This is a genomic window from Arsukibacterium ikkense (assembly GCF_000987775.1).
Lineage (GTDB): Bacteria > Pseudomonadota > Gammaproteobacteria > Enterobacterales > Alteromonadaceae > Alishewanella > Alishewanella ikkense.
The window spans coordinates 17,274-29,426 of the sequence record NZ_LAHO01000009.1 but is presented as its reverse complement, the minus strand read 5'-3'; the positions used below and the strand labels follow the sequence as shown (position 1 = coordinate 29,426).

Genomic DNA, 12,153 nt, shown 5'->3' with positions numbered 1-12,153 from the left:
GTTATTTACTCCATGTAAAAGGCACTGGCCAGATTTTTTGTTTGGTTTTGGGATAAGCTTGCCAAAGTTCGGCATAACTCAGTTTGGTTAACGGATGGATTGCCTCTGGTGCCAGTTCAGCCATCGGCCACAACACAAAGGCATTTTCGGTGATCTCACCACGCGGCAGCACTATTGGCTGCTGACAAACAACCTGATCATAAGTCAGTAAATCTAAGTCTAGGGTGCGACCGCAGAATTTTTCAGCACCGCGAATGCGGCCATGCTTATCTTCAATCTGCTTTAGCACCTGCACACAATCAGCAATGCTTAATTCAGTGTCGGTAGCGGCAACCAGATTGTAAAAAGCCTCACCATTAAAACCGACCGCCTCGCTTTCATATACCGAGGACAAATGCAGCTGACCAAAGTATTGCTGTAGCGATAACACACCGGCCCGGACATAGTGATCGCGCCTTGTATTGCTGCCGATACTGATAAAAATGCGCGCCATCAGTGTTGTTCCTGCTGCAGCTGTGCTGCTGGTGCTGTGCGGACGATATGCACCCCTACCGTTTGCGCCCGGGGCACAGCACCGGGTTTACTGACGGTCACTTCCACCTTGCTGGTAGCAAATTCAGCTAACAACATACTGGCCACTTTTTCAGCAACGGTTTCAATCAGTTCTATTGGCTGGGCAGTAATCAGTGCCGTCACCTTTTCTGCAATAACGGCATAATCCAGAGTCAGGCCAATGTCGTCGCTGGCGGCGGCAGATCGCTGATCAGCGGTCAGCGCTAAATCAAGCAACAGCCGCTGCTGAATGGATTTCTCCCAGTCATATACCCCTATCACAGTATCGACTTGTAGCTGTTTTATAAAAACTATGTCCATTCAGTTAAATCCGGATTGCGTTATTTTTCGTTTCAGGTAGGCTGGTCGGATAGGTAAAAAGTCACTAAACCTTTACCCTGCTGCCGTACAGCGAGCCGCAATCTTATCGCAAAAACTGGTGCTGAGGAACCGTCGAAATGACCCTGCTGATTGTTATTATGATGTTCGCCGCCTATTTACTGGGTTCGGTGTCGTCGGCAGTGCTGGTATGCCAGCTGTTTCGCATCCCCGATCCCCGCTTTCATGGTTCTGGTAACCCTGGCGCCACTAATGTTTTACGCCTTGGCGGTAAATTGCCGGCGGTGCTGGTATTACTGTTCGATATTTTAAAAGGCACCATTCCGGTGTGGGGTTCCTACTTCCTGAAAATTGAGCCGGTATGGCTGGGGGCTATCGCCATTTGTGCCTGCCTGGGCCACATTTATCCGGTGTTTTTTGGCTTTAAAGGCGGCAAAGCGGTAGCCACCGCCTTTGGTGCCATGATGCCGATTGGCCTTGATTTAGCCGGCTTGTTAATTGCCAGCTGGGTATTGCTGGTGGCAATTAGCGGTTACTCATCGTTAGCGGCCATTATTACCGTGGCGCTGGCGCCGGTATTTACCTGGTGGATTAAACCTTTATATACCGTGCCAGTACTGATGCTAAGCATTCTGATCATCGCCCGCCATCGCCAGAATATTGTCCGGCTGTATCAGGGCAAAGAAAGCAAGGTGTGGGATAAAAGTAAGCGCATTCGCGAGTAATCAGACCGGCACTAACTCCTGCATTGGCCAGCGCGGTGTGACGCCAATGGTTAAATCTTGCTGCTGGCCGGCCCTTAAGCGCTGATAACCCGCAAAAGCAATCATGGCGCCATTATCAGTACAAAATTCTTTGCGCGGATAATACACCGCCCCACCCCGGCGCTGCAGTAATACCTCAAGCTGCTGTCGCAGTGAAATATTTGCACTTACCCCACCGGCAATCACCAGCCGCTGATAACCGGTTTGCTCCAGCGCCCGTTCGCATTTAATTACCAGAGTATCCACTACCGCTTGCTGAAACGAGGCCGCAATATCGGCCTGCACCTGCTCACTGCTGCCCTCTTTAGCAATCACATTCGCGGCCGAGGTTTTCAGACCGCTAAAGCTAAAATCCAGCCCTGGCCGGTCGGTCATCGGTCGCGGAAACTTGTATTTTTTGCTATCCCCCGTAAGCGCCAGCTTTGCCAGCAGTGGGCCACCGGGGTAATCCAGCCCCATTAACTTGGCTGTTTTATCAAAGGCCTCGCCGGCGGCATCATCTATCGATTCACCCAGCAATTCATAACGACCAATCCCTTCCACACCCACCAGCTGAGTATGGCCGCCGGAGACCAGCAGCGCTAAAAATGGAAATGGCGGCGGGTTATCTTCCAGCATCGGTGCTAATAAATGGCCTTCCATATGGTGCACCGCCAGCGCCGGCTTTTGCCAGGCATAGGCCAGGCTGCGGCCAATGGTGGCACCTACCAGCAAGGCGCCGGCCAAGCCAGGGCCGGCAGTATAGGCTACGCCATCTATATCAGCGGCGTTAAGACCCGCCTGCGCCAATGCCTGCTTGATTAACGGCAGGGTTTTTTTCACATGATCACGCGAGGCCAATTCAGGCACTACCCCGCCATAATCGGCATGTAATGGGATCTGGCTATACAGCACATGGCTTAACAAACCTTTGTCACCATCATAAACCGCAATACCGGTTTCATCACAGGATGTTTCTATACCTAATACGCGCATCGCTTTCCTAAAAAATCGTCTTAAAATTCTGCAAATAATAGGATCTCGCGGCAAAGTTCAGGTACACTTGCCGGCCTTTAATGCGCGCATTGTAACGGCTTCACCCTGTCAGAGCCAGAAGATCTGATTTAAGATCACTTAATCGCTTTACATTGGTGGTGCTTTTTGCGTAAAATGCCGCACCATTTTTAATCGTAATTGGTTACCGATAACCAAGTTTGACCGAGGTGAGAATTTAATGCCTGTTGTTAAAGTAAAAGAAAACGAACCCTTTGACGTAGCCTTACGTCGTTTTAAGCGCTCTTGTGAAAAAGCTGGCGTATTAGCTGATGTACGCGCAAAAGAATTTTACGAGAAGCCTACCTGGGTTCGCAAGCGCAAGAAAGCAGCAGCAGTAAAACGCCACGCTAAAAAGCTTTCTCGCGAGAATGCACGTCGGATCCGCCTGTACTAAGTTACAGTCAACCGGCGTTAACCTGCGTAACCGCACAATAGCGGTTCCAGTCAGCAGGTTCGCAATCAGGCGTCAGGCCGATATCTGCACACCGTGTTCTTTGAGCACGGTTTGTCTTTTTCTGGAAACCATATAAAGGACATCAGTGGCAGGACAAATACCTCGTCAGTTTATTGATGATCTGCTCGCCAGAACAGATATCGTTGAACTGATAGACCAACGCGTACCCCTTAAAAAAGCAGGTAGTAAAAACTACTCTGCCTGTTGTCCGTTCCATAACGAAAAAAGCCCATCGTTTACCGTTAGCCCTGATAAGCAGTTTTATCACTGTTTTGGTTGTGGCGCGCACGGCAATGCCATCAGCTTTATGATGGAGTTTGAGCAACTCGAATTTGTGGAAGCCATTGAAGAGCTGGCTAAACAGCTGCACATGGAAGTACCGCGCGAGCAAGGTAAAGGCCCGGCCCGGCCCGCCGCCCAGGCCGACGATTATAGCCTGATGCAACAAGCCGCCGACTATTATCAGCAGCAACTGCAGCAGCATGCCAATGGCCCGGCCGTGCAACAGTATTTAGCCAAGCGTGGCTTGTCGGCGCAAACTATCAGCGACTTTCAACTGGGCTATGCCCCCGATGGCTGGGATGGTGTGTTACAGCAATTAAGTAACGGCAAACCCAGAGCGCTGCGTGAACAGCTGGTTGAGCTGAAGCTGGTTAACCGCAACGACAACGGCCGCGAATACGATTTTTTCCGCGACCGGCTAATGTTCCCTATTCACGATAAACGTGGCCGGGTTATTGCGTTTGGTGGCCGTATTTTAAATGACGGCCAGCCGAAATACCTGAACTCGCCGGAAACCCGCTTGTTTCATAAAGGCCGCGAACTGTATGGCTTGTATCAGGTACGGCAGCAACCGGGCCACCTGAAACAATTATTGGTGGTAGAAGGCTACATGGATGTGGTGGCCCTGGCCGAACATGATATCCGCTTTGCCGTAGCGTGCCTCGGCACAGCTACCACCTCCGATCAAATGCATACCTTATTTCGTTACAGCCCGAAGGTGATTTGCTGTTACGACGGTGATCGCGCCGGCCGCGATGCCGCCTGGCGTGCCTTACAAAATGCCTTGCCACAATTAAAAGATGGCGTGGAACTGAATTTTGTGTTTCTGCCCGACGGTGAAGACCCCGATTCGTTAGTGCAAAAAGAAGGCAAAGCGGCTTTTATGGCCCGTTTAGAGCAAGCCCAGCCCTTGAAGCAGTATTTGTTTGAACATTTATTACAGGAATTTGATGCCAACACTGACGGCGGTAAATCCGCCTTACTGGTCAAAGGCAGTGAGCTTATCAAACAAATACCCAGCAGCTTTTACCAGGAAATCCTGCAACAAAAGCTGGATAACCTGTTGGGACGCTCCAGCGAACGGTTAAAGCCAGTGAATAGCCGGCAGCAAGCGCGCCCTGCCCCGGCCACGATCAAAATGACGCCAATGCGACGGGCTATTGCCTTGCTATTGCAAACGCCAGAACTCGTTAATGTAATGCCTTATGCGCCAGAGCTGGCCAGTGCCGAAATTCCAGGCATTACCTTATTACTGGCTGTACAGCAGCATTTACTGGATAAACCCGGGCTTACCACAGCGCAATTACTGGAATACTGGCGGGATCTGCCGGAGCATGCCATCCTGTTGAAACTGGCAGCCTGGCAGCATCAGATAGAACCTGAGCAGCTGTCAGCTGAATTTCTGGATACGTTCCACTCGATTGAAGATCAATACCTGCAGCAACGGCTGGAAGCACTGGAACGAAAAGATAAACTAAAACAGCTAACCCAGACCGAACAACATGAATATGTGCTGTTGCTAAAAGCACTGAAAAGCAAAAAACCGCGACCAGCAAGCTAACTCCGACTGGCTAGAAAAGCTTCGGTTTGTTATAATCGCTAGTTCGCATTTTTATATTAATCAACATTGGTGGAAGATAAGTCTCTATGGAGCAAAGTCCTCAGTCTCAGTTAAAACTTCTGATCATTAAAGGTAAAGAGCAAGGGTATCTTACTTTTGCCGAAGTTAACGATCACCTTCCACAAGACATTATCGACTCTGATCAGATCGAAGATATTATTCGAATGATCAACGATATGGGTATTCAGGTGTTTGAAAGCGCTCCAGATGCCGATGATTTGATAATGGCCGATGCGTCCACAGATGAAGACGCCGCGGAAGAAGCAGCCCAGGCACTGGTCAGTGTTGACAAAGAGCTTGGCCGCACCACCGACCCCGTCCGCATGTATATGCGGGAAATGGGCACTGTTGAACTATTAACCCGTGAAGGCGAAATTCTTATCGCCAAACGGATTGAAGACGGCATTAACCAGGTGCAAACATCGGTAGCCGAATATCCGGAAGCCATCACATATCTGCTGGAGCAATGGGACAAGTTTGAAGCCGAAGAAATTCGTTTAAGCGACATTGTCTCTGCGTTTATCGACCCGAACGAAATCGACGAAGCGCCGGTTATTGCCAGCCACATTGGTTCAGATGTGCCTGCTGATAAGCAGGACGATGACAGCGACGACAGCGATGACGACGACAGCGATGACGATGCCGAAGCCGATACCGGCCCGGATCCGGAAGAAGCCCGGCTTAAATTTGGCGAGCTGCGCAACCAATACGAGGTTACCCGCAACTCTATCGTTCAGAATGGCCGCGAGCACGCTACTACCAAAGTTGAAATTGAAAAACTAAGCGAAGTGTTCCGCTGCTTCCGTCTGGTGCCAAAGCAATTCGATCGCCTGGTTAAGAACATGCGCGAAATGATGGACCGGGTGCGGGTGCAGGAACGGCTGTTAATGAAGCATTGCGTTGAATACGCAAAAATGCCGAAGAAAACCTTTGTTAAAGCCTTTACCGGCAACGAAACGTCTTCTGCCTGGTTATTGGCCGAAATTAATGGCACTAAGCCTTATGCGGTTAAACTGTTAGAAATGCAGGAAGATTTAGTTCGCAGCATTGAAAAACTGAAAAAAGTAGAAGAAGAAACAGGCTTAAGCATCTTTAAAATTAAAGATATTAACCGCCGTATGTCAATAGGCGAAGCCAAAGCCCGCCGCGCCAAAAAAGAAATGGTCGAGGCTAACTTACGACTGGTTATCTCTATAGCCAAAAAATACACCAACCGCGGTTTGCAATTCCTCGATTTAATCCAGGAAGGCAACATTGGCCTGATGAAAGCCGTTGATAAATTTGAATACCGTCGTGGTTATAAGTTTTCAACCTATGCTACCTGGTGGATCCGCCAAGCCATTACCCGGTCTATCGCTGATCAGGCCCGCACCATCCGTATTCCGGTGCATATGATTGAAACCATCAACAAGCTAAACCGTATTTCGCGGCAAATGCTGCAGGAAATGGGGCGCGAGCCAACACCGGAAGAATTGTCTGAACGGATGCAAATGCCGGAAGATAAAATTCGCAAGGTGTTAAAAATCGCCAAAGAGCCGATATCAATGGAAACACCGATTGGTGATGATGAAGACTCGCACTTAGGCGACTTTATCGAAGATGCCGGCGGTGAATCACCACTCGACTCGGCCACCATGGAAAGCCTGAAAAACGCCACCAACGAAGTACTGGCCGGCTTAACCGCCCGCGAAGCCAAAGTACTGCGGATGCGTTTTGGTATTGATATGAATACCGACCACACGCTGGAAGAGGTAGGTAAGCAATTTGACGTTACCCGTGAGCGGATCCGGCAAATTGAAGCCAAGGCACTGCGTAAACTGCGCCACCCTTCCCGTTCAGAAGTATTAAAAAGCTTCCTGGACGAATAAATAGCAGCTACGAAAAGGCGCCGCATGGCGCCTTTTTACTTTCTGTCGCACAAAAATTAGGCAGTCAAACCCATGCCAGCTAATAAGCAAGATGACAAAGCCGGTAAAACTTCTTATACTGCACGCCGCTACTTATGCCATCTGACATAGAAAGCGAAAAATGGCCCCATAGCTCAGTTGGTTAGAGCGCTCGACTCATAATCGATCGGTCGCTGGTTCGAGTCCAGCTGGGGCCACCATTCTTTTCAAGCACTTACGTCAAATTCTAAATTTCAAAAATTCTTATTTTCTAGCTGAGGATCGGTAGCGGATCGGAATTGCAGAAAAATAAAATAATTCCCCCCTCGCGTAAAGATGTCTGAAAACACCCTTTCCCTAACGTGCCTAAAATTACCCGTTTTTTATAGTGCGGAGTAATACCCTTTAAGCGCTTCTGAAATTACCCTTTTTAAGGAGTCTGAAAATACCCTTTATCCCACTCAGATTTTTTTAGAGAAATCACCTTTGCACTTCAAAGATTTAGACGGTTAATTTTCAAAATTATGTGCTAAATTATTACTTTGAACAAATTTCTAATACAGGTGTTTTATGCAAAATTCTAAAGATCCAATTTCAATGCGAGCCTTTAAATATTTCATTGTATTTTTTGTAGGGGTTGTTGTTGGTGGTTGGCTTGTTGAGACTTTCCCTCTTTAAATTTTAGTCCTAATAATTATGCAAAGTAACTTTGCCAAAGCCTGAACGCTCATCAGCAATTTTAAAGAAATGATTAGTTTTTACATTCTGCAAAATTACCCTTTATCATTTATTAAGTGTAGCCACTTTAATAATGCAAACATAAGGCTCTTTTAATGAAAATATCCACACTGTTTTTGACTGCTTTAACCGTCATATTTTTCACAAACGCATCTGCTTCAAACGGGAAACAAGACACTAAAATTGATAATTATGAGTTCATCTGGAAGTTAGGTGACATCTCGAGTACTTCTATTCAGTTAAGAGCTAGTGAAGACGGTGTCTTTTACAACCTTACTGGAAGAATTTCGAACGTAACGCTGTCGCCAGATGAAATGGCATCGATTATTGACAGAGTTAGTGATATCAATGCTTTATCTAATGAGCTTGCTAAGTCTGGCGAGATTAACGAAAAACATGGTAGAAGAACATTAATTGTTCAAAATCATCCAGAAAGAGGTTTTCAATTAAGAATTCAGTCTGGAATGACTGACGTTGTAATCTTCAGTAGAGGTGAAACTTCCAAGCTGGTTGAGATAGTTGGCATGAAGTCAATTGAGCAAGCAGCAAAGTTAAGGCAGCGTCTATCCTCGGCTTTTGATTGATAAGCTTTTAACTTCGCGCGTATTGGTAGCAAAATACCATTAGGGTAATATCAGGGTAATTGAGCCTTACTTGCTGGCTATCTCTGGCGCTATATCAAGCTGCTTTAATCCCCACAGGCCAGAATAACCAGCGTTTTGCAGGAATCTGAAAAGCCTTTTTCTTGTCCAAGGGTTCCCCCTCGCTGTGCGGATTTCTTTTGCGTTAAGGTAATTGACGGCTTTTTGATAGCTTGGGATTTTCCAGCCAGCTTTAACCAATGGATAAACCAAGTTTAAAACGTGCTGGCGGTGTTGCTGGTGTTCTGTTCTAGTCATGTTATGGCCTCAACTTTATAGGTTTATAGTATCAATGTATTTTTAGCCACTACAGGGCTATAAGCCATGCCGGGCTTTGTTTTCAGGCTGCTTTATAGCTTTGTAGTGAATTTCCCTATAAATACAGATATTGAATTTTCTGGTATAAAAACAGATAACTGATAAAAAAGAAGAAACAATACTATAAAGCTACAAAGTTATTTCTAAGCCTTATAAATAAAAGGCTTCAGCCTTGTAGGGCCTAAACTACAAGGAAGCTACAAAAGCTATAACAAAAAGCCCGGCCAACAATAAAAAAGGGCCATTATCGGCCCTCGGTTAAAATGTAGCGGGTCTTTTTACCAGCCTGCTTTAGTTGAATTTCGCCCACTTCTTCCATGCGCTTAACGATTTGATCGTATAGGTCGGGCTTACCTTCAGCCTGTGTGCTTTTCCTGTGCTGGTCGGTTATCTGTTTTAACTTGACTGAGCAGTTTAGAATAGCCCCTCTAAGTGCGCCGGGGGAGATACCTTCAGCCTTGGCCTTGCGGGTGGCTAACTTGCGTTTAATTTCCGCTCTGGTGTGCAATGCAATATCAGCAATACTGGCATTTGCTTTTTGTGCTGTGTCCTTTTGCAGTAAATAGGCAATATCCTCAATGCACCGGGCAACCAAGGCAAAAGCGTAGCTAACGTGCTCTGGCTTTACTTCTTCAGCTTCGAGCGCCAGCAGGCTTGCCACCTTGTTTACCTGTTCCATTACCCGCGCATAAATGGCACCCATTACCGGGGCATTAAGTCGCTGGTCTTGGTCGTAGTAACTTTGTATTGCGTCCAGCATTTGCCGGGCTTCTGTGCTAACCCTGAGCGGTTGTAAGCTGCCATCATTAATCAGGTGTAAGCGGTTAAATAAGTCTACATCACCGAAAAAAGGCGTTTCCTTTACCTTTTGCAGTTTTTCGCGTTCTTCCGCGCACCGTATCACCAGACAACGCCCAATTAAGCCACTGCCTATATTATCTTCAGTGATCAGGCTATCAAGCCCACTGGGGGTAGAGTGGCCCATAATCGACACCACAGGATCAGGCCAGCCATTTTCTATAAAGTCGCGTTTCTTGAACAACCAACGCAAAGCCCGGTTAAGTTTTTCAACGTCTGGCGTTTCTTCTCCCTCTTCGGGTTCTTTTTCAGCTTTGGCAATACGCTTTTTAAGGTGGTCTATTTCCTTATCAATTTCAATAAGAAAAGTGCGGCGGTGGTTGCCTGCAAACTGATAAACTTTTGACGTTGCCAGCGTCAAAATTAAGTCACCTATTTTGCTTTCATAGGTATTGGCGTTTTTGCTTTTGATAGCGTTAAACAAGCCCTGAATTTCATCAATGCGATAACAGCAACGCCCGTCACCGTCTATCAGGTTGCGGATCATATCAACGTCTGAAGAAATACCCCCGACAACATGACGGCCTAACTTTAATTCAGCGGCGGTTTGCGCTAACCAGCTTTGGCCGTGCTCTTTACCTGCGGCACTGGGTGCAATCGCCAGTGTTAACAGGTTTAACTTAATACCGTCTAACCCTTTGCGGCTGCCTGCGGCTAGTGACAGCATTTGCAAAGCAACAATAGGGTAAATCAGCGGCAAAGCTCGGTTTGCTGTTTTGTTTAGGTGCTGGCAAATTTCACCCGCTAACCCCGGCGGGTTTTCAATGCTTACCCCTGACACATCAACGGGCAAGGGGTCTGGCTCTGGTGCTTCTGTTTGATCTTCAGCAGCGATAAACAGCGCAAAGGCATCATCTGTAGCTGTAAGCCCTAACAATTCAGCAGCGGCCTTTACAGCGGCTTTAAAATCACCGTTGTGGTCATCTTCACAGTACAGATCAAACGAATCTAAACCCCTACCCTTTAGCGGGTGGCTATCGTTGTGAATATAAAGCCTTTCGCGCCCGTCTCTTTCTCCCGTTAAGATAACTGCACCAGCTATCCCGCTTTTGCTTTCGGGCGGTAAATAACGATTTTCCCGAATGAGGTTAAAGCCCATTTCTGCAACTTTCTGGCGTATCGGGTAGCGGTCACAGTAAGCCTGCACCACGCTTTCACCTCGTTGCTTAGGCTTTGCACTGGCTGGCGCTTGTACTGGCTCTGGTAGGCGGTCAGGCACCTTAAACGGCCGCCCTGTTTCATAACTGGCGCAATAGTAACCAGCAGCCCGGCCAGCGTCTAACCTTGGGAAAAACCAAGGCTGTGATAGCTTGTTATTCTCACTTACCGGGGCAACTCTAACCCCGGCTAAATGCAAAATATCAAGAATGGCATCAACGCCACTGGTTAACGTGTGAGCTATGGCATCACTAGGCACCAATAAACGCCACTTGTTAAAATCCTGGCCGTGCTTGTGGTGGCTATGGCTGGTGTAAATAACGTGCTCAATGCCTGCCTGTTTCATAGCGTCATGCGCCAGCTTAGGATCGGGCGCACCTTCTACAATTTCGCCAGCGTCACTGATTGAGCTATCACCATCAATAATGATTAGCAGGTTTTCGGCCAAAGCCATAGCCGCATCACTGCGGCCACCGTTACAGCTACCGCGCACAAAATAAGGGCCTTCCTTTGGGCCAGCTTTGACCTGTTCAGGCTGAAACATGGCGACCAGTTCAGACAGCGTTACATTAAACGGCTGCAACTGAGTATTACCCACGCGCCCGGTTAGTGTTCTGGATAGGTTAAGTTTTGTGCTACTATTGCCTATGAAAGATGATTGCAAAACCCCGTTAACTTGCCCGGTTGCGGGGTTTTGTTTTGCTGAATTAGTCATAAATCCACCCCACAAAGTAAGCCCGTGCTGTCGGGGTCATATTCTCCCAGTCGATAAAGTAGCGGCGTATTTTGTCGTGCTTTATGCCGTGAAAGTCAGCAACCCCGTTTTCATCCTGATAGCGATACAAAAACCCTTTTTCTTCTAAGTCCTGTACCCGTGCTGCTAGGTGGCAAACTCCTATTTGATCGGCTTCATAACGATTAATCGAACCCGTTACCAGCATATATTTAAATATCTTCCGGGCTTGTATCTCTGCGCTTTGGGCGTACAAAGCAAAAGGCTTAACTTTCATAAAAAGCCCCCTTTGGTAACGACTTTAATGCTACCTTCACATAAGCCAATAACAACCACGGCCCCGCTTTTGTGGCCGTCTTTCAATGCATCTATAGCAGCATCAACATCAACCACATTTAAGCGGTTAACCATCCTTTCATAAGCGGCGGTAAAGTCGTGTATAGCCTTTGTTTGCTCGCTGGTGCTGGTATCGATAAGCACGGCATCACTTAGCAGCGTATAAAGGTCGTGTTGCTGGGCCGCTATCTGCTCTAATGTAATTTCATTCATTACACAGCCCCCTTGCCAGCTAAAAAAGCCTGCACAGCTTCAGCGTTCCACAGTAGGCGGCCTGAAGGTAATTTGATAGGTCTGATACCATAGAAACTGCCAGTTTTACAAAGGCGGGTTCTGATCGTGCTGGGCTTGCCGTGTAAGACTTCAGCGAATTGTTCAGTGGTTAGGTTTTGCGGTGTGAATGTTTGCATGAATCTGCTCCTATATGATTAAGCAGAT

Annotated in this window: 12 protein-coding genes and 1 tRNA gene; 6 read left to right on the top strand and 7 right to left on the bottom strand. The window is 47.4% G+C overall.

All coding sequences use genetic code 11. The annotated features are described in order from the left end of the window. Position 1: 1 nt before the first annotated feature. Complete coding sequence (gene folK, locus WG68_RS10125; protein WP_046557576.1) at positions 2-493, bottom strand: 2-amino-4-hydroxy-6-hydroxymethyldihydropteridine diphosphokinase; 492 nt, start codon at positions 491-493, stop codon at positions 2-4. Next, the gene (folB, locus tag WG68_RS10120) at positions 493-873 is read right to left on the bottom strand and encodes a dihydroneopterin aldolase (RefSeq protein ID WP_046557575.1); all 381 of its coding nucleotides are present in this window, start codon (positions 871-873) and stop codon (positions 493-495) included. The genes folK and folB overlap by 1 nt, the downstream gene beginning before the upstream one ends. A 137-nt stretch (positions 874-1,010) precedes the next feature. Between folB and plsY the strand changes: the two genes are divergently transcribed. Next, positions 1,011-1,616, top strand: a complete 606-nt coding sequence (gene plsY / locus WG68_RS10115; protein WP_046557574.1) for a glycerol-3-phosphate 1-O-acyltransferase PlsY — start codon at positions 1,011-1,013, stop codon at positions 1,614-1,616. Here plsY and tsaD read toward each other — a convergent pair whose 3' ends face one another. After that, positions 1,617-2,630, bottom strand: coding sequence for a tRNA (adenosine(37)-N6)-threonylcarbamoyltransferase complex transferase subunit TsaD (gene tsaD, locus WG68_RS10110; protein ID WP_046557573.1), 1,014 nt, complete (start codon positions 2,628-2,630; stop codon positions 1,617-1,619). A gap of 238 nt (positions 2,631-2,868) precedes the next feature. On the opposite strand from tsaD, the gene rpsU reads away from it, so the two are divergent. The 5 genes from rpsU (at position 2,869) to WG68_RS10085 (ending at position 8,255) form a co-directional block, all read left to right on the top strand. Beyond that, the gene (rpsU, locus tag WG68_RS10105) at positions 2,869-3,084 is read left to right on the top strand and encodes a 30S ribosomal protein S21 (protein ID WP_019675131.1); all 216 of its coding nucleotides are present in this window, start codon (positions 2,869-2,871) and stop codon (positions 3,082-3,084) included. Positions 3,085-3,229: 145 nt separating this feature from the next. After that, positions 3,230-4,987 (top strand): DNA primase, encoded by a 1,758-nt coding sequence (dnaG, locus tag WG68_RS10100; RefSeq protein WP_046557572.1) that lies wholly within the window; start codon positions 3,230-3,232, stop codon positions 4,985-4,987. Positions 4,988-5,073: 86 nt separating this feature from the next. Next, positions 5,074-6,915, top strand: coding sequence for an RNA polymerase sigma factor RpoD (gene rpoD, locus WG68_RS10095; RefSeq protein ID WP_046557571.1), 1,842 nt, complete (start codon positions 5,074-5,076; stop codon positions 6,913-6,915). Between the two features lie 162 nt (positions 6,916-7,077). After that, positions 7,078-7,154, top strand: a tRNA-Ile gene (locus WG68_RS10090). A 612-nt stretch (positions 7,155-7,766) separates the two neighbouring features. Beyond that, complete coding sequence (locus WG68_RS10085) at positions 7,767-8,255, top strand: hypothetical protein (protein WP_046557570.1); 489 nt, start codon at positions 7,767-7,769, stop codon at positions 8,253-8,255. Positions 8,256-8,321: 66 nt separating this feature from the next. Here the strand turns inward: WG68_RS10085 and WG68_RS10080 are convergent, their stop codons facing one another. From WG68_RS10080 to WG68_RS10065, 4 genes are all read right to left on the bottom strand, one after another. After that, the gene (locus tag WG68_RS10080; RefSeq protein WP_046557569.1) at positions 8,322-8,570 is read right to left on the bottom strand and encodes a recombinase family protein; all 249 of its coding nucleotides are present in this window, start codon (positions 8,568-8,570) and stop codon (positions 8,322-8,324) included. Between the two features lie 304 nt (positions 8,571-8,874). After that, entirely contained in the window at positions 8,875-11,229 is a 2,355-nt protein-coding gene (locus WG68_RS10075; RefSeq protein WP_161796362.1) for a DUF3987 domain-containing protein, read from the bottom strand. 124 nt (positions 11,230-11,353) lie between these two features. Then, entirely contained in the window at positions 11,354-11,656 is a 303-nt protein-coding gene (locus WG68_RS10070) for a helix-turn-helix domain-containing protein (RefSeq protein WP_046557567.1), read from the bottom strand. Continuing rightward, positions 11,653-11,928 carry a hypothetical protein gene (locus tag WG68_RS10065; protein WP_046557566.1) on the bottom strand — a complete coding sequence of 92 codons (276 nt, stop codon included), beginning with the start codon at positions 11,926-11,928 and terminating at the stop codon, positions 11,653-11,655. Before WG68_RS10065 ends, WG68_RS10070 begins: the two co-directional genes overlap by 4 nt. Positions 11,929-12,153: the final 225 nt, after the last annotated feature.

What these genes read in the sequence shown, in the direction of transcription:
- folK (WP_046557576.1), bottom strand. Translation starts at nt 493, where the DNA reads ATGGCGCGCATTTTTATCAGTATCGGCAGCAATACAAGGCGCGATCAC.
- folB (WP_046557575.1), bottom strand. Translation starts at nt 873, where the DNA reads ATGGACATAGTTTTTATAAAACAGCTACAAGTCGATACTGTGATAGGG.
- plsY (WP_046557574.1), top strand. Translation starts at nt 1,011, where the DNA reads ATGACCCTGCTGATTGTTATTATGATGTTCGCCGCCTATTTACTGGGT.
- tsaD (WP_046557573.1), bottom strand. Translation starts at nt 2,630, where the DNA reads ATGCGCGTATTAGGTATAGAAACATCCTGTGATGAAACCGGTATTGCG.
- rpsU (WP_019675131.1), top strand. Translation starts at nt 2,869, where the DNA reads ATGCCTGTTGTTAAAGTAAAAGAAAACGAACCCTTTGACGTAGCCTTA.
- rpoD (WP_046557571.1), top strand. Translation starts at nt 5,074, where the DNA reads ATGGAGCAAAGTCCTCAGTCTCAGTTAAAACTTCTGATCATTAAAGGT.
- WG68_RS10085 (WP_046557570.1), top strand. Translation starts at nt 7,767, where the DNA reads ATGAAAATATCCACACTGTTTTTGACTGCTTTAACCGTCATATTTTTC.
- WG68_RS10080 (WP_046557569.1), bottom strand. Translation starts at nt 8,570, where the DNA reads ATGACTAGAACAGAACACCAGCAACACCGCCAGCACGTTTTAAACTTG.
- WG68_RS10070 (WP_046557567.1), bottom strand. Translation starts at nt 11,656, where the DNA reads ATGAAAGTTAAGCCTTTTGCTTTGTACGCCCAAAGCGCAGAGATACAA.
- WG68_RS10065 (WP_046557566.1), bottom strand. Translation starts at nt 11,928, where the DNA reads ATGAATGAAATTACATTAGAGCAGATAGCGGCCCAGCAACACGACCTT.